We start from the raw sequence: 16,712 nt of genomic DNA, 5'->3' as shown, positions 1-16,712 counted from the left end.
TCGGCTTCACCGACGACGACGGCAAGGGCGAGTACGACATCAAGGACGTGCCCCACGCCATGCGCCTGACGCCCCTGGCGCTGCTGGACGCGGCGGCCCTGGCGACCGTACGGCGGCGGGCCGGGCTGCGGCCCGCGCGGGCGGCGCGACGGCCTGAGCGGGCCCTGGAGGACCCGCGCCCGGCCCTGCCCGCCGCCGCGGCGCGCAGACTGGCAATGCTGCTGGCCGACCGTTCCGGCGGCGCGGGCGGCGGCCGCAGGGGCGGCTCCCCGGACCTCATGGAGCTGCTCCCGCAGTGGCTCGCGGCGGCCAACGCGCACAGGTACGCGGCACCCCCGCAGGCGCTCCCCGCCCTGCTGGACGCGGCCCGGGGCCGTACGGACCTGCGCCCGGCGGCGCTGGCCTTCGCGGGCCCGCGCGCGCTGTGGCTGGCCCGGCTGAACCAGGACTGGCGCTTCGCCCTGCGCGCGGCCCCCGGCGGCGGTGCCGCACTGCCCGGCCCGGACGACACCGAGGGGGTGCGCCGGCTGTGGCGGGAGGGGCTGTTCGCCGAGCGGGTGGCCCTGCTGGGCGCGCTGCGTGCCCGTACGCCCGCCGCCGCGCGCGACCTGCTGACGTCGACCTGGCCGACGGAGCGGGCGGAGGACCGGCTGATGTTCCTGGACTCGCTGCGTGCGGGCCTGTCCGCCGGGGACGAGCCGTTCCTGGAGCAGGCGCTCGGCGACCGCAGCCGTAACGTCCGCGCGACGGCGGCGGAGCTGCTGTCGGGGCTGCCGGCCTCGGCGCTCGCCGGGCGCATGGCCGTACGGGCGGCGGCGTGTGTGGCCCTGGACCGTACGGGGAACTCGGCCGTGATCGTGGTGGAGGCGCCGCACGAGTGCGACTCCGGCATGGAGCGGGACGGCGTGGTGGCCACGCCTCCCACGGGCAGAGGAGAACGGTCGTGGTGGCTGGGTCAGCTGGTGGAGGCCGCCCCGCTCGGCACCTGGCCGGAGCGGCTCGGCGGGCGGACGCCGCGGGAGATCGCGGCTCTGCCGGTGGCGGACGGCTGGCAGGGCGAGCTGCACGCGGCATGGTGCCGGGCGGCGGTACGGCAGGGGGACGCCGAGTGGGCGAGAGCGCTGCTCGGAGTGCCGTCCGCGCCGGAGGCGGGCGGGCCGGGCGCGGTGTCCCTGGCGGAGCGGGCCAAGCTGCTGGCGGCACTGGAGCCGGTGGAGAGGGCCTCGTGGGTGGCCGGATTCATCGCGACGCACGGCCTGTCGGAGGCGTTCCAGCTGCTCGGCGTGTGCGCGGTCCCGTGGTCCGCGCCGCTCGGCCGGGCCGTGGTGGACGCCCTCAACATCGCGCGGGACGCGGGAAGTTACCCATGGAGTTTCAGCGGGGTGATGGGCCTCGCGGAGCGCTGCCTGGACCCGGCCGAGGCCACCCGGCTGGAGGGGCTCCTGGCGGTGCCCGACGAGCGGGAGGACGCCGCACCGGGAGCCGGCGGGTACTGGGCGGAGGCCTTCCAGCGGCTGGTCACCACGCTGCGGTTGCGCGCGGCGATGGCAGCCGAACTCCGGCCCGAGGAGCACCGGTCCGCGGCGGGCGCCCCGTCGGTTCGGCCCCCGGACGCCGTTCGGCTCACGGACGCGGTTCAGCCTCCGGACGCGGTTCAGCCTCCGGACGCGGCGGGCTGACGCACGTTCTGCCGCACCCACTCCACGATCGACGTGGTCGTCGCCCCGGGGGTGAAGATCTCGGCGACGCCCTTCTCCTTCAGCGGCGGGATGTCCTCCTCCGGGATGATGCCGCCGCCGAACACCAGGATGTCCTCCGCGTCACGCTCCTTGAGCAGGTCGATGACCGCGGCGAACAGCGTGTTGTGCGCGCCGGAGAGGATGGACAGGCCGATCGCGTCGGCGTCCTCCTGGATGGCGGTGTCGACGACCTGCTCCGGTGTCTGGTGGAGCCCGGTGTAGATGACCTCCATACCGGCATCGCGCAGGGCGCGCGCGATGACCTTGGCCCCTCGATCGTGGCCGTCGAGCCCCGGCTTGGCGACCACCACGCGGATCGGACCGGCTGCCACACCCATCACTGCCTCCATCAAACGACCACGGAAGCGATCGCTTCCGTCCGTAACGACAAGTACCGCACTTTTGGCGCGTTCCGCCACCCGTCGCGAAGTGAACGAACGTTATCTCCAGCATCCCGCAACCGGCGGTTTTACGGTGCGCAGCGAGGGGGAAATCACACGGTGGGACATAAGGGCACACGGGGGAGCGAGCCGTCCGCCGGCGTGCCGACAGGAGGTCGGCCATGAAGGTCACCGGGGTACTGCCACTCTTCCTCCCGCTCTGCCGCCGTCTCTGGCCGGGCAGAATCGCCGGACTCTCCCTGGCGCTGCTCAAGGCGACGGCCCTGGAGGCCGCGATCCTGGCCGGACATCTCCTGCTGTATCCGACGGGCCTCGTCCAGGAGCGCCGCTGTGCCGCCCTGCCTCCGGGCGACGGCACGGCACAGCTGCCGGTGCGGACCGGCCCGCCGGTCGTGCTGCTGCACGGCTTCATCGACAACCGTTCGGTGTTCGTGCTGCTGCGCCGCAACCTCGCCCAGCACGGCAGGCAGCGGGTCGAATCGCTCAACTACTCCCCGCTGACCTGTGACATCCGCATCGCGGCCGAGCTGCTGGGGCGGCACGTGGAGGAGATCTGCGAGCGCACCGGCAGTGACCGGGTGGACATCGTGGGGCACAGCCTCGGCGGGCTGATCGCGCGGTACTACGTGCAGTGCCTCGGCGGCGACCTGCGGGTGCGCACGCTCGTCACCCTGGGCACCCCGCACTCGGGGACCCGGGTCGCGCCGCTGGCCGACGCGCATCCGATCGTGCGCCAGATGCGGCCCGGCTCGGAGGTGATCGAGGCGCTGTCCCGGCCCGCCCCCGGCTGCCGTACCCGGTTCGTCAGCTTCTGGAGCGACCTGGACTCCCTCATGGACCCGCTGGAGTCGGCCTGCCTGGAACACCCCGACCTCGAGGCGCACAACGTCCGCGTCACCGGCATCGGGCATCTCGCCCTGCCCGTGCACCCCGCGGTGGCGGCCGGGATACGCGAGGTCCTCGACGCGCCGCACCCCGGAGACCGGATCGCCGGCGGACTGACGGTGGCGTGACAGGGAGGTGGGCGGCCGGGTGTCCGCGGTGCGGCGAGGGTGAAGACGGCGTGACATTCAGGTGACGGAAAGTCACCTGACATCGAACACCAATCGAACTCTCGGCCAAACTCCCGTCCGGCGTCCCCCGAAACACGGCCGATTGCCCGTTTCCGACGGACGCGAAACCGGCCGAAGATTGTCGCGCCCAGGTACCGGCGGGTACAGTCGCCGCACTGCTCTGGCAGCCCCTGTTGTCGAGGCGAAAGAGAAGTTGGTGAACGACCGTCACCCGTCGGGGATCATGACCACCCCGGCTCCGGCTTCCGACGCCGCCTCCGCGCACTACGCGCCGTACGGGACAGCGGAAGCCCGCTACGACGACTTCACCACCTACGGCGGTTACGACGCCACCGGTTTCGCCACCCAGGGTGCGAACACCGGGACGTTCTCCACCGACCCGCTCTTCGGCAGCCTGCCCGGCACCGAGCAGACCACCGGCGCGTACGACACCACACAGTGGCAGACGCAGACCGGCCAGAGCCCGGACTACGACCCGTACGCGGCCCAGCATCACGCGGCCTATGACTCCGGCGCCTACGACACCACCGCCTGGACCGTTCCCGCGCAGGCCACGGGGCACGACATCAGCGGCCAGTGGGACGCGAGCGCGTGGCTCCAGCCCGACCAGTCCGCCGGCGCCGACCCGACCCAGCAGTGGGAATGGGGCACGCAGACCTTCGACACGGGCGCCTACGACGCCACGCAGTGGAACTCCGGCGCCCATGCGGTGCCCGAGCAGGCCGGAGAACCGTTCGACCACCAGGGCGGAGAAGCGTTCGACCCGCAGACCGGCGAACCGTTCGACCACCAGGCCGGCGAACCGTTCGACCAGCAGGCCACCGCCACGTTCGAGCAGGTCGGCGAGGCCCAGGCGGCCGCGGCCGGCGAGGAGTTGCTGGACGACCAGGAGGAGGCCGCCCCGGCGCCTGCGACCCGCGCGGGCTCGCGCAGCGCGGCGCGCTCCCGGCGTCGTACGCCCGCCAAACGGTCCGCGCTGCTGACCGTCGCCGTACCCTCGGCCTGTGTGATGGGTGTCGCCGGGATCGCCGCCGCATCGGTCGGCGCCCTCACCGACGGCACCAAGGACACCACGGCGTCCGCCTCGGACGCGCACGCGGTCCAGCCGTCCGTCGCCAACAGCAAGCTGGACACCCAGCTCAAGACGCTCTCCGACGGCGCCGACGACTTCGCCGACCGCGCGAGCCGTACCCAGGAGCGGATCGACCTCAAGAACCAGCAGGTGCTGGAGAAGAAGAAGGCCGCCGCGGAGGCCGCGCTCAAGGAGCGTCTGCGCCCCAAGTTCGTGCTGCCGGTCACGCAGAGAGGGCTCAGTGCCTACTTCGGCCAGGCGGGCGTGAACTGGATGTCGGTGCACACGGGCATCGACTTCCCCGTCGCCTACGGCACCACGGTGATGGCCGCGACCGACGGCACCGTCAGCACCAAGTGGAACAGCGCCTACGGCAACATGCTGATCCTGACCGCGAAGGACGGCACGCAGACCTGGTACTGCCACCTGTCCAGCTACCGCGTGCCCTCCGGTACGACCGTCAAGGCCGGCCAGCCGATCGCCTACTCCGGCAACTCGGGCAACTCCACCGGCCCGCACCTCCATTTCGAGGTGCGCCCGGCGGGCGGGGCGGCCATAGACCCGCTGCCGTGGCTGCGCAGCCACGGGCTCGACCCCACGTAGCGGCCGGGGGCGGTGCCCCCGGACCTCCTACAGCTTCTCCACCGGCGCGTACCGCAGCAGCAGCCGCTTCGGCTTGCCGTCGCCGAAGTCGATCGTCGCCTGCGCCTTGTCCTCCGCGCCCGACACCGCGACGACCGTCCCGAGGCCGAACTGGTCGTGGGTGACCCGGTCGCCGACCGCCAGGGACACCGCCGGCTTCTCGGTGGTCCGCCGCGTGGCGAACCCGGAGGCGCCCGCCGCCGACGAGCGCGAGCGCGTCGAGGACAGCGAGGCGGCGATCCCGGACGCCGGCCCGGACGACACTGGCGCCACCGCCCCCGTCCGCTTCCAGTCCACGTGCGTGGCCGGAATCTCCTCCAGGAACCGGGAGGGCGGGTTGTACGACGGCTGGCCCCAGGCGCTGCGCATCGCCGACCGCGTCAGATACAGCCGCTCCCGCGCGCGCGTGATGCCGACGTACGCCAGGCGGCGCTCCTCCTCCAGCTCCTTGGTCTGGCCGAGGGCACGCATGTGCGGGAAGACGCCGTCCTCCATGCCGGTCAGGAAGACGACCGGGAACTCCAGGCCCTTGGCGGTGTGCAGCGTCATCAGCGTGATGACACCGTCGCCGTCCTCCTCGTCGGGGATCTGGTCGGAGTCGGCGACCAGCGCCACCTGCTCCAGGAAGTCGGCCAGTCCCGCCGGCTCGCCCTCGCCGCGCTCCTGCTCGAACTCGAGCGCCACGGCGGCGAGTTCCTGGAGGTTCTCGATGCGGGTCTCGTCCTGCGGGTCGGTGGAGTTCTGCAACTCGGCCAGGTAGCCGGTGCGTTCGAGTATGGCCTCCAGGACCGTGGCCGGTCCGGCGCCGGACTCCACGATGGTGCGCAGGTCCTCCATCAGCGTGTTGAACCGCTTGACCGCGTTGGTGGAGCGCGCGGCCATGCCGTACGCCTCGTCGACCCGCCGGAGCGCCTGCGGGAAGCTGATCTTCTCGCGCTGGGCGAGGGCGTCGATCATGGCCTCCGCGCGCTCGCCGATGCCCCGCTTGGGCACGTTGAGGATGCGGCGCAGCGGTACCGAGTCCTCGGGGTTGGCGAGGACGCGCAGGTACGCGAGGACGTCCCGGACCTCCTTGCGCTCGTAGAAGCGGACACCGCCGACGACCTTGTAGGGCAGGCCGACGCGGATGAAGATCTCTTCGAAGACGCGGGACTGGGCGTTGGTCCGGTAGAAGACGGCGACGTCGCCGGCCTTGGCGTCACCCGCGTCGGTGAGACGGTCTATCTCGTCGGCGACGAACTGGGCCTCGTCGTGCTCGGTGTCGGCGACGTAGCCGGTGATCCGCGCGCCGTGGCCGGCGTTGGTCCACAGGTTCTTCGGGCGGCGGGACTCGTTGCGCTCGATGACCGCGTTGGCCGCGCTCAGGATGGTCTGCGTGGAGCGGTAGTTCTGCTCCAGCAGGATCGTCGTCGCGTCCGGGTAGTCCTCCTCGAACTGGAGGATGTTGCGGATCGTCGCACCGCGGAAGGCGTAGATCGACTGGTCCGCGTCACCCACCACGCACAGCTCGGCGGGCGGGACGTCGTACTCGCCGGGCGGGGTGTCGGCCTCGTCGGCGCGCTCGCCGGTGCCGACGAGTTCCCTGACGAGTGCGTACTGGGCGTGGTTGGTGTCCTGGTACTCGTCGACCAGGACGTGCCGGAAGCGACGGCGGTAGTGCTCGGCGACGTCCGGGAAGGCGCGCAGCAGATTGACCGTCGTCATGATCAGGTCGTCGAAGTCGAGGGCGTTGGCCTCGCGCAGCCGCGACTGGTACAGGGCGTAGGCCTGGGCGAGGGTCTTCTCGAAGCCGTCGGCGGCCTGGGCGGCGAAGTCCTCCTCGTCGATCAGCTCGTTCTTCAGATTGCTGATCTTGGCGCTGAAGGACTTCGGCGGGAAGCGCTTGGGGTCGAGGTCCAGGTCGCGGCAGACCAGAGCCATCAGGCGCTTGGAGTCCGCGGCGTCGTAGATCGAGAACGACGACGTGAAGCCGAGCTTCTTCGACTCCCGGCGCAGGATGCGCACGCACGCGCTGTGGAACGTCATCACCCACATCGCGTTCGCCCGCGGGCCGACGAGCTGCTCGACGCGCTCCTTCATCTCGCCCGCGGCCTTGTTGGTGAAGGTGATCGCGAGGATCTGGCCCGGGTGCACGTTCCGCTCGGCGAGCAGGTGCGCGATGCGGTGGGTGAGCACGCGGGTCTTGCCGGAGCCGGCACCGGCGACGATGAGCAGCGGAGTGCCGGCGTGCACGACCGCGGCGCGCTGGTTCTCGTTCAGCCCTTCCAGGAGTGCCGCCGCGTCGATCGCGGGACGCGGGGCACCGTCGCGGTAGTAGGCGTCCCGGTCCGGCGGCACGTCGAACTTCCCGCCGAACAGATCGTCCGGAAGCGGCTCCGGAGCGTGGTCGTCCTCGGGCGGTGGCGGGGGCTCCTCCTCGTGCCCGCGCGAGGGCTGGAGGTCCGCCAGGAAGCTGTCGTCAAAGAGGCTGCTCATCGCTCTCCGAGTCTAGGGCGCCCCACCGACAACCGGCCGCCGTCCCCGGAACATGGCCGGTCCCGTGGACGGTTGATCTTCGTGTCAATAAGGCCCGATGACCCCTCACGCTGCGGAAGCGCCTGCTCACGTGGGTGTGAAAGTGCCCTCAGGTCACGGAAATGTATCGGACATACCTCGCACCAACCTTCACAGAAGACACACGAGTTGGCTAGGTTTCCGTCAGGCCGCACGACCCCTCTCCGGCGAACGTCGCCGGGCCGTACGGCCTCCGCCGAGTCCGGCGCGCCCCGCACGGTGCCCGGAGCCGGGGACCCACCGATCCTGGGGTGAATCGGCCGACTCCCGCCCGGGACGACGCCGTAGGGCAACCCTTCCGAACCACCCGCCCGAACCCGACAGCTAACCCGGTAGGCGGCGCACGTTGGAAGGAGTCGCCAGCTTTGGCGTCGCACCGCAAGCCGCGCCCCGCCGGCACCCGTGGACCGGGCCTGCGTGGCCCCGCCCTCGCCACCGCCGCGTTCACCTCCGTGGCCGTCCTGTCCCAGACGGCCGAGGCGGCCCCCGCCGACGACGGCAGGCCGAGCCTGGAGGAGATCGAGAAGAAGATCGACGAGTTCTACCGCCGCGCCGACTCGGCGCCGGAGGAGGAGTCGGCGGCCCGGCAGCGGGCGCGCGCCGAGGAACAGGCCGCGGCCCGGCAGCGGGCCAGGGCCGAGGACCAGGCGGCGCGGGAGCGCGCACTGACCGAGAACCGTACGGCCCGCGAGACGGCGCCCGGCGAGGACCGGACCGTCCGGGAGCAGGCGCACCCCGGGGACGGGACGGCGGGGCACCGGGCGCTCACCGGGGACCGGACGGCCCCCGAGTGGGCGCGCGCCGGGGAACCGCGCCAGGAGGGCGCCCGGCGCGCGGCCCGGCGCGCCCGGCCCCGCGAGGGTCTGGCGCCGTTCACGGTGGCCCCCGACCCCGCCGCCTCCCTCCTCGCCGAGTATCCGCAGGACCACTTCGCCCAGCACAGGGTGATGAACCGGCTCGCCTCACACGTGAAGGACGCGGCCGGGCGCGGGAGGGCCACCCGGACCACGGAGACACCCGAGACACCAGCCGCCGCGCCGTACGACGTGAAGGGCGCCAAGGCCACCGTCCAGCGCAAGCTCGTCCTCGCGCGCGAGCTGCTGTCCCGGCTCACGGCCGAGGCGGACTCCCGCCCGGCCGCGCTCCCGCAGGAGAAGCAGCCGGACGTCGGCCCGCAGGCCCACGTCGTCTCCGGCCCCGAGGCCACCAGGGCCGAGAAGGCGATCGCCTTCGCCCGCGCCCAGATCGGCAAGCCGTACGTGAGCGGCGCCAGCGGTCCCGGCTCCTACGACTGCTCGGGCCTGACCCAGGCCGCCTGGAAGGCCGCCGGCGTCACCCTGCCACGCGCGGCCCGGGACCAGGCGGTCGCCGGCACCGTCGTGGCCCTCGACGACGCCCGCCCCGGTGACCTGGTCTTCTTCCGCGAGGACAGCAGCCACGTCGGCCTCTGCACCGGCGACGGCATGATGATCCACGCCCCGGGCCCCGGCGCGTACGTCCGCGAGCAGGCGGTCCACCACACCGGGGAGCCGGTGATCCACAGCGTGGTGCGACCGGTCTGACCGGCGGCGGACGCGGGGCGGGCGCGCGTCCGCCCCGCGGGACCTACGCCGTGCGCGCGCCACACGCGCGCGTACGGTGCACAGGACTCGCGGCCGATCGCACGCGCGCGCGTACGGGTGCGTCCGTCCTGTGCCGTGCCGGCGCCGGGCACGAACCACGCATCGTGCCCACGCCCGGCACGAACCGCACGTCGTACCCACGCCGTGCCCGCGCCGGGCACCGCCGGTTCTCCGTGCCCGGGCGCGTCCCGGCGTTTTCACCCGCCCTCGCGCGCGTGCCCTTCCCGATGCCGGGCCGCTCGGCTGCCTAGCATCGGCGCATGTCCGGCTTCTCGGGTCTGCGCGCGTGGTGGGCGGGACGGCCTCCCGCGGCCGGGGCCGCCGTGATGGCGACCGGCATCCTCTCGGTGGGCCTGCACCTGACCGGTGACGAGACGCTCTCGCGGGTGGCGCTGGTGCTGACCGGACTCGGCTGGATCGCGCTGGCGGCCGACTTCGCGCTGCGGCTGGCCGGCGAGCGGCAGCGCTGGGTCACCGAGGCGGAGAGCCCGGGCGCCCTCACCGCCGTGGCCGCGACCACCGTGCTGGGCACCGGGCTCTCCACGCCGGGCCTGCAGACCCTGGCCGCGGCGCTGCTGGCGCTCTCGGCGCTGCTCTGGCCGGTGCTGCTCGTGCTGGTCATGGGGCACTGGAAGCGGCGCATGCCGGGTGCGGTGTTCCTGTGCTGTGTGGCCACCCAGGGGCTCGCCGTGCTGGCCGCCACGCTGGCCGTGGCCGAGGGGACGGCATGGCTCGCGCACACCGCGCTGGTGCTGTTCTGGCTGGGCCTGGTGCTCTACGGGGTCGCCCTGCCCCGCTTCGACGCGCGGCAGGTGCTGGAGGGCCCCGGGGACCACTGGATCGCGGGCGGGGCGCTGGCGATCTCGGCGCTGGCCGGGGCGAAGCTGCTCCTGGCCGGCGACGGCCGCCTGTACCTGTGGGACGGCGACGACCGCGCGGTGCTGGTCACGGCGACGGTCGTGCTGCTCGTGCTGGACCTGGCCTGCTACGTCGTGCTGCTGGCCGCCGAGGCGGTGCGGCCGCGGCCCGGCTACGACATGCGCCGGTGGGCGACGGTGTTCCCGATGGGAATGACGGCGGTGGCGACGCTGTCCGTCGCGGCCGCCGTGGGCCTCCCGTGGCTCAGGGGGCCGGGACGCGTGCTGGTGTGGGTGGCGGTGGCGGCGTGGCTCGTGACCGCCGCCGGTGCGGTGCGTGCGGCCCGCGCCGGCGGCGGGGACGGCTGACCGTCAGGTCCAGAGCACCGCGATGAAGACGTTGGTGGCGGTCAGCGCCCCGACCAGCCCGAACTGGGCCGCGTCGATCTTCTCCTCGTCGCGCTTCACGTAGACCAGCCCGAGGATCACGATCAGCAGGGCGAGCTTCACGCCGATCTTGACGGCGTTGACGTGGTGGTCGTCGGCCTGGTTGAGGCCGACCAGGGCCACGCCGGTGACCAGCATGGTCAGCGCGCCGTGCAGCATCCCGGGGACGAACCGGGCCGTGCCCTGGCCCATCGCCTTCATCTGGGTGAGGAAGCCGCCGAGGAGCGCGGCGATGCCGATGATGTGCAGGCCGACGAAGAGATGGATGAGTACGTCCATGGAGCCGGAGCCTAACCAGGGGCCCTGGAGCCCTCCGCCACCGGGCCCGGTGTTCGAGCCGGTGGATCTTGCATATATGCGCTCCATAGCAGCCCGCGACTCTCGCCGGTCACGGTTTCCCCGCTTCGGTCACCACGCTGCGTGAAGAAGACGACTCCGGACCGGTGACACGGTCACAAACGGTCACCCGAGATCCGTCGAAGCCAGTTCCGTACACCGCGTTACCGACTCGTCACCGTCAGGCCTAGCGTCCTCCCCCAGGTGACCGGCTCCCCACCGCCGCCCCGGGCCAGGGGCGGCAGCCGGTCGCCCCCGCCGAGAAAGGTCCGGCGGCGGCCCGTTACCCCTGTGCGGGCCGCCGCCGGCCGTATCGACCGCTCGGTCGTACGGGTCGTACGGAAGGACGTGACGGTCCAGGTGGCAGCGCACCGCAAGCCCCGGCAGAGCCCGCTCAGCGGTCATACGGCCCGGACGGCCGTCACGATCGCCCTGGCGGGTGCGGCCACCGCGACGGGCTTCGACGGGACCGGCCACGCCGAGCCGCGGTTCACGCCGGCGCAGGTGAAGGCCAGGGTGGACAAGCTGTACCAGGAGGCCGAGACCGCCACCCAGAAGTACGACGGGGCGAAGGAGAAGGCGGACGCGGCCCAGCACCGGCTGAACACGCTGCGGGACGAGGCCGCCCGTCGGCAGGAAAGGCTCAACACGGCCCGGGACGCGCTGGGTTCGATCGCGGCGGCACAGTACCGCGACGGCGGCATCGCCCCCGCCTGGCAGCTGGCTCTGTCCAGCGATCCCGACCGGTACCTGGACGACGCCGCGTTCGCGGAGCGGGCGGGTGACCGGCAGGCCACCGCCGTGGCGCGGGTGCGCGAACAGCTGCGGGAGATCGAGCAGTTGCGGGGCGCCTCCCGGGTGGAGCTGACGGCGCTGCGGTCCCGGCAGGCGGAACTGCGGCGGCAGAAGAGGTCCATCACCGGCAAGCTGGACCAGGCCCGGCGGCTGCTGGCGCAGCTCACTCCGGCGCAACGCGCCGAGGCCACCGGTGACGGCGCCGCGGCGGGGCATGCCTCACGGTCGGCCTCGGGTACGCGGGACGAGCTGGAGCAGGCGGGGTCCGCCGCGGCTCCGGACGCGCGCGCCGCGGCGGCCGTCGCATACGCCTACGCCAAGCTCGGCAGCCCCTATGTGTGGGGCGCGACCGGCCCGAACGCCTTCGACTGCTCGGGCCTGGTCCAGGCCGCCTACCACTCCGCAGGCATCTCCCTGCCCCGCACCACCTACGCCCAGATCGACGCGGGCCGGCGCGTCTCCCGCTCGGAACTTCAGCCCGGGGACCTGGTGTTCTTCTACTCGGGCATCAGCCACGTCGGCATCTACATCGGAGGCGGCCGGATGATCCACGCCCCGAACCCGTCGGCACCGGTGCGCGTGGCACCGATCGACGAGATGCCGTTCGCCGGGGCCACCCGGGTGGCGTGAGACACGCTGGTGAGGGCAGGCTGAGCACCCCCACGATCGGCGCTTCAGGATTCTTCCCGGATATCTCCGAGCCACAGCCGACGCCCGAGGTCATCCAGCTCCCCCTTGCGTTCCTCACACTCGGGGATGGCTTGTCGAAGCAGAGACCAGTAGTCCGCTCCGTGTCCCGGAATCCTGATGTGGGCGAGTTCATGGGCGATGACGTAGTCGACCAGGTGCACGGGCAACTGAAAGAGGGCCCAGTGCAGCGCCATGGTCCCGCGAGCGCCGTCGCCGGGGCGGTAGGTCCCCCATCGGCCGCCAACATCACGTACGACGACGTCCGGCTCCCGTACTTCCATGCGTGCGGCCCACGGCTGAAGCCTTCCCTGCGTCCAGCGCTGTCCGTTGCGCCGGTACCAGCCGATGAGCGCACGTCGAGCGACGACCGGATCCCGCGCGATCCCTTTGCCGATCACCAAACGCCCAGCGACGAGCCGGACGGCGGCTCGTTCTTCGTCGCTGATCTGGAGCCGATAGGCACGTCCCAGATAGGCGAACGTCTCACCGTCCCGGAACCCACGCTCAGGGTGGGCCGGCGGATGATCCTCACGCCGTCGCAGCTTTTCGGCCAGCCATGTCTCCCCCTCTCGTAGGAAGGTTGCCGCGCGCTCGGGGTCACAGCCCTGCGGCGCGCGGAGGACGAGCGAGCCGTCGCGCTCCACTGTGAGACCGAGGCTTCGGCGGCGTTCACTGACGACCACGCGGAACTCCCTGCCCGCCACGACGATCACCTGGCCGTCTTCCAAGGCGGGTCGGCAGGGGTCTCGCGGTTCGGCAGTCGTCGGCACACCGCCTATTGTCCCCGAGCCGCCGCCCGGAACGCCGCCGCGTGCCGCTGGGCGTGCCCGGTCAGCGCTTGCGACAGGTTCTCCAGTGGCTCCCTGGCGCGCTCCCTCGGCTTGACGCCCGCCCGGCGCAGTCCACGCCACAGCTCGCTCTGCAGCGAGTCCAGGCTGGCCTCGTTGTCCGACCAGGCGGCACTTGACACGTGGCGCTCGATGATCGCGGCGAGTTCGACCGTCACGCTCCTGAGCATGGCGGGATCAGGCAGGTCGAAGGCCGGATCCTCGGTCATCCGGTCGGAGAGTTTCGTGTAGAGCTGCTGCTCGACCGTTGTCAGGTCGGCAACCTCGGGATCGACCTCCTCCGCCTGTCGGGCCCTGTCGATCAGGGGGCCGATGCGCACCTTGATCTCGTCCCAGCGCCCCGCGAACTCCTCCAGGATCGCCTCCAGCTCTGCTGAGAGCGTCCGCAGCACCGGACGGTCCTCCGACCGCCGCCTCTCCTCCAGGTGGTAACGCAGCGCCTGCACCTGCTCCGCCGCCGACTCCCGCACATCCGGGATGCGCGCCACCACCTCGTCGAAGTCCGGGGCCAGGATGGAGACCGGCGCGATGACCTGCTCGATCTCGGGCAGCTCCAGGTGATCCGCCACCATGGCACGAACCTTGCGTCCGTACGCCCGCACGGAGAAGGTCCCGCCCTCCGCGTCCCGGTAGTGCCGCCGTACCCGCTTCTGCAACAGCGTCCAGTTCCGGGCCTCGGGTACCAGCTTCAGCGCCGCCTCGTGAGGCAGGACGCGCTCCAGCGCCGAGGTGAAGCGGCTCATCCGGGTGTCGAACTCCGACCTTGCGCTCTCGTCGCCGAGCGTGAGCATGCCTTGGGCGATGCCGCCAGGGGTGTCGAGTCCGGTGATGCCCAGGTCCGCAAGGAAGTCCCGCAACTCGTCCGCGGCCTCCTGCATCTCCGGGACCTCGGCCGTGTCGAGGCTGCGGACGGTCTGAAGGGTGGGCCCGTCGCCCTTGTACGCGGGGAGGGTGACCGCCAAGTCGCTCAGCACGCCGTAGTAGTCCACGACACGGCCCTCGTACTTGGCCCGGCGCGGGCGGTTCACTCGAGCGATGGCCTGGAGCAGTTCGGCGTCCTGGATCGGGCGGTCGAGGTACAGCGCCTGCTCGATGGGCGCGTCGAACCCGGTGAGCAGCATGGACTTCACGATGAGGAACGCGACAGGCCTAGGCTCCTCGATGTGCGGGGCGGCCAGCCCGCTCCAGGGGTTCCGGCCGATGCCGCCCGCCGGTACGGGGTCGTCCTCGGGGGTGTGCTGCGTCACCCACGGGTTGTCCGGCGGGAGCTGTGGGAACGGCTCCAGGAAGCGCTCGACGTGCTGCTGTTGTGCGACCGGGTCCGTCCACTCACGCCATTGCCCGCGTTTCTTCTCGCTCCCAGCGGAGATGACGGGCACAAAGTCGATCCGGCGCAGGATCTCCTGGTAATGCCAGGCCCGTAGCAGCACCAACTCGTCCCATGTGTAGTCGGCGACGTCCTTATGCCGCAGGGACTCGGGGTCGAAGGCCCGCACCCTGGCCAGGAGTTCAACCCGAGCGTCGTTGAGCATGTGCCGGTACAGCACGGCCGCGCTGCGGCTCACCGCCGCGACCTGCGCCTTGAATCCCCCGGTCAGCGGCCCGGTGACGTAGTGCTCCAGCATGTCCTTGGCCTTGGCGCGGATCACGGGGAGCGACTCGGCGACGGTACGGCTGGTCGGCTTGAGCTGCTTACGCGTTTTCGCCTGCTGAGCGCTCTGGAGATGGGCGATCAGGTTCTCGAACTTCCCGTTCAGCTCGTCTTTGTCTCGCACCCCGGCCGGACCTGTACGGCCCTCGTAGCGGACGGGCACGACGACCTTGTCCCGCTCGGCCTCGTCCATGAGGTAGGAGTCGAGGAACTTCCCGTCCGGCTCCAGTCCGAAGATGCGTCCGGTGTCCTCGCGCCGGCCCTTCATGATCGGCGTACCGGTGAAGCCGACCCGGGCCGCCTTCGGCACGGAGTCGCGCAGGCAGGCGTGCAGCACGGAGGTGTGGGACCGGTGCGCCTCGTCGACGAGTACGAGGACGTACGGGGAGGGGCTGCACTCGGTGAACCGCCGCCGCACCTCGTCGACAGCCGCGTCAGCCGGCGTGGGATCGGACGCCTCCTCTGCCGACGCGCCCTCGGCCAAGCGCTCCTGTACGGCCTCGAATTCGGCCACCGGGTCACGGTCGTCGCTCGACTCGCCCTCTCCGGTGCCGATGACGCCGGGGATCCGCCCGAGGTACTTCTGGATCATCGTGAAGATGACGGCACGTCCTCCGTGCCTGCCCGCGCGCTCCAGCATGCCTTCGACATCGGAGCGGGAGCGGGCGACCCGTACGTCACTCCCACCGACCCGGACCGCGGCGGCCAGCTGCTGCTCCAGTTGCGTACGGTCGGTCACGACCAGCAGGGTGAAGCGGTTGAGCTCCGGATCGCGGCTGGTCTGGAGCCTGCGAGCGAGGAAGGCCATCGTCAGGCTCTTGCCGGAGCCCTGGGTGTGCCAGACGACACCGCCGCGCTCGTCCTGCTCGGCGGCCGGATCGTCCACGGTCCGCCCGGTGCGCAGCTTGCGGACGATCTTCTCGACAGCGCGGTACTGCTGGTGGCGGCAGACCGCTTTGACGGTGACGGGCGGCTCCCCCGGCTTCGACTTCACCGGCATCTCGAAGACGTAGTGCCGCACGATGTTGAGCAGGTTGCGGGGCTTGAGCACGATGCCGACGAGGCGATGGAGGTCGGTGGGCGCCCCACCTGGTTCGAGAAGCCGTGTCCCGTCGCCTCGCCGTATCGCCTGAAGTGTGCGGGCGAAGTCCTTGTCGTCGTAGTAGTCCGGCGTCACGCTGCGCCAGGCCGCGAAGTGGCTCTCGTCGGACGTGATGGTCCCGAGCGCCGCATGTTCGCCGGCGGTGGCGATGAGCAGCTGTACAGGGGCGAAGAACTCGGGCACCTGGGAGCGCGGGTCACGGCGGTCGCGTCCGTTGTCGTCGTCGAGCGGCACGCCCGCGTATCCGCGCAGGTCGCGGATGGCCTCGCCGATGGCGTCCTTGACGTCCGGGCCCTTGCACTCGATGACGGCGAGGGGTACGCCGTTCACGAACAGCACCAGGTCGAGGATGATCTCCGCCCCGTCGAAGGTCCGCACGCGCAACTGGTCGACGACGAGGAAATCGTTCCTCTTCAGGATCTCGGCGTCGTCCAAGCCCTCCAGGTCCCAGTCGATGAACTGGGCATGCACGGTCGCGCCGTGATAGTGCTCCTCGTCACCGGTGACCGGTGTTCCCTTGATCAGCCGGCTGGTCACTTCGCCGTTGACCGCGACGAGCGAGGTGGTGGCGACGTTGCGGGCAGTACGGCGCAGGTCGTCGATTGCGGCGTCGGCGTCCGAGTCCGTCATCCAGGAGCCGTTGCCGCCGGGCAGCCGGTTGACACGCCGGACGGCGGAGCGCAGCCGCTTCAGCAGGAGCAGGTCGCCGTAGGCCCGCTCGTCCCCGTCGGGGTCCTTGGTACTGAGGTCGGGCCCGTGGACGTGGTGCCATCCCATCGCCTTCAACTGGTCGATGATCGGCAGTTCTGTCTCGTCCCGCTCAGCCGTGCCCCGCGTCATGAACTCCGCGCCCCTCCCCGTGCCCCCACGCTGCCGCTTGGACA

At 71.8% G+C, this 16,712-nt stretch carries 11 protein-coding genes and 1 riboswitch; of the genes, 6 read left to right on the top strand and 5 right to left on the bottom strand.

From position 1 onward, the window contains the following. Positions 1–59: 59 nt before the first annotated feature. Positions 60–1,679, top strand: a complete 1,620-nt coding sequence (locus AB0N17_RS30475) for a DUF5691 domain-containing protein (protein ID WP_366014774.1) — start codon at positions 60–62, stop codon at positions 1,677–1,679. Here the strand turns inward: AB0N17_RS30475 and AB0N17_RS30470 are convergent. After that, on the bottom strand, positions 1,655–2,077 hold the full coding sequence (locus tag AB0N17_RS30470; RefSeq protein ID WP_366014768.1) for a cobalamin B12-binding domain-containing protein: 423 nt from the start codon (positions 2,075–2,077) through the stop codon (positions 1,655–1,657). The genes AB0N17_RS30475 and AB0N17_RS30470 overlap by 25 nt on opposite strands. Before the next feature lie 224 nt (positions 2,078–2,301). Between AB0N17_RS30470 and AB0N17_RS30465 the strand changes: the two genes are divergently transcribed. Further along, complete coding sequence (locus tag AB0N17_RS30465; protein ID WP_366014767.1) at positions 2,302–3,153, top strand: alpha/beta fold hydrolase; 852 nt, start codon at positions 2,302–2,304, stop codon at positions 3,151–3,153. Between the two features lie 256 nt (positions 3,154–3,409). Further along, on the top strand, positions 3,410–4,888 hold the full coding sequence (locus tag AB0N17_RS30460; RefSeq protein ID WP_366014766.1) for a M23 family metallopeptidase: 1,479 nt from the start codon (positions 3,410–3,412) through the stop codon (positions 4,886–4,888). 27 nt (positions 4,889–4,915) lie between these two features. Here AB0N17_RS30460 and pcrA read toward each other — a convergent pair whose 3' ends face one another. Then, positions 4,916–7,402, bottom strand: a complete 2,487-nt coding sequence (gene pcrA / locus AB0N17_RS30455) for a DNA helicase PcrA (protein ID WP_366014765.1) — start codon at positions 7,400–7,402, stop codon at positions 4,916–4,918. Between the two features lie 262 nt (positions 7,403–7,664). Next, positions 7,665–7,834: riboswitch (cyclic di-AMP (ydaO/yuaA leader) on the top strand. 11 nt (positions 7,835–7,845) lie between these two features. Between pcrA and AB0N17_RS30450 the strand changes: the two genes are divergently transcribed. Both AB0N17_RS30450 and AB0N17_RS30445 read left to right on the top strand, forming a co-directional pair. Continuing rightward, positions 7,846–9,042 (top strand): C40 family peptidase, encoded by a 1,197-nt coding sequence (locus AB0N17_RS30450; protein WP_366014764.1) that lies wholly within the window; start codon positions 7,846–7,848, stop codon positions 9,040–9,042. A 320-nt stretch (positions 9,043–9,362) separates the two neighbouring features. Further along, complete coding sequence (locus AB0N17_RS30445; protein WP_366014763.1) at positions 9,363–10,328, top strand: tellurite resistance/C4-dicarboxylate transporter family protein; 966 nt, start codon at positions 9,363–9,365, stop codon at positions 10,326–10,328. Positions 10,329–10,331: 3 nt separating this feature from the next. Here AB0N17_RS30445 and AB0N17_RS30440 read toward each other — a convergent pair whose 3' ends face one another. Next, positions 10,332–10,685: a hypothetical protein gene (locus tag AB0N17_RS30440; RefSeq protein WP_366014762.1), complete on the bottom strand. Its 354-nt coding sequence runs from the start codon at positions 10,683–10,685 to the stop codon at positions 10,332–10,334. Between the two features lie 417 nt (positions 10,686–11,102). On the opposite strand from AB0N17_RS30440, the gene AB0N17_RS30435 reads away from it, so the two are divergent. Next, a complete protein-coding gene (locus AB0N17_RS30435; RefSeq protein WP_366014773.1) occupies positions 11,103–12,167 on the top strand; it encodes an NlpC/P60 family protein in 1,065 nt (354 codons plus the stop codon). A gap of 44 nt (positions 12,168–12,211) precedes the next feature. On the opposite strand, the gene AB0N17_RS30430 is transcribed toward AB0N17_RS30435, so the two are convergent. Together AB0N17_RS30430 and AB0N17_RS30425 are read right to left on the bottom strand one after the other, a co-directional pair. Beyond that, positions 12,212–12,997 (bottom strand): SprT family zinc-dependent metalloprotease, encoded by a 786-nt coding sequence (locus AB0N17_RS30430; RefSeq protein WP_366014761.1) that lies wholly within the window; start codon positions 12,995–12,997, stop codon positions 12,212–12,214. A gap of 5 nt (positions 12,998–13,002) precedes the next feature. After that, positions 13,003–16,668 carry a type I restriction endonuclease gene (locus AB0N17_RS30425; protein WP_366014760.1) on the bottom strand — a complete coding sequence of 1,222 codons (3,666 nt, stop codon included), beginning with the start codon at positions 16,666–16,668 and terminating at the stop codon, positions 13,003–13,005. Positions 16,669–16,712: the final 44 nt, after the last annotated feature.

The organism is Streptomyces sp. NPDC051133 (assembly GCF_040682635.1).
Taxonomy (GTDB): domain Bacteria; phylum Actinomycetota; class Actinomycetes; order Streptomycetales; family Streptomycetaceae; genus Streptomyces.
This window is presented reverse-complemented; position numbering and strand designations above follow the sequence as displayed.

Coding starts and splice junctions, on each gene's coding strand:
- AB0N17_RS30475 (WP_366014774.1), top strand. CDS start 60: ATGCGCCTGACGCCCCTGGCGCTGCTGGACGCGGCGGCCCTGGCGACC.
- AB0N17_RS30470 (WP_366014768.1), bottom strand. CDS start 2,077: ATGGGTGTGGCAGCCGGTCCGATCCGCGTGGTGGTCGCCAAGCCGGGG.
- AB0N17_RS30465 (WP_366014767.1), top strand. CDS start 2,302: ATGAAGGTCACCGGGGTACTGCCACTCTTCCTCCCGCTCTGCCGCCGT.
- pcrA (WP_366014765.1), bottom strand. CDS start 7,402: ATGAGCAGCCTCTTTGACGACAGCTTCCTGGCGGACCTCCAGCCCTCG.
- AB0N17_RS30445 (WP_366014763.1), top strand. CDS start 9,363: ATGTCCGGCTTCTCGGGTCTGCGCGCGTGGTGGGCGGGACGGCCTCCC.
- AB0N17_RS30440 (WP_366014762.1), bottom strand. CDS start 10,685: ATGGACGTACTCATCCATCTCTTCGTCGGCCTGCACATCATCGGCATC.
- AB0N17_RS30425 (WP_366014760.1), bottom strand. CDS start 16,668: ATGACGCGGGGCACGGCTGAGCGGGACGAGACAGAACTGCCGATCATC.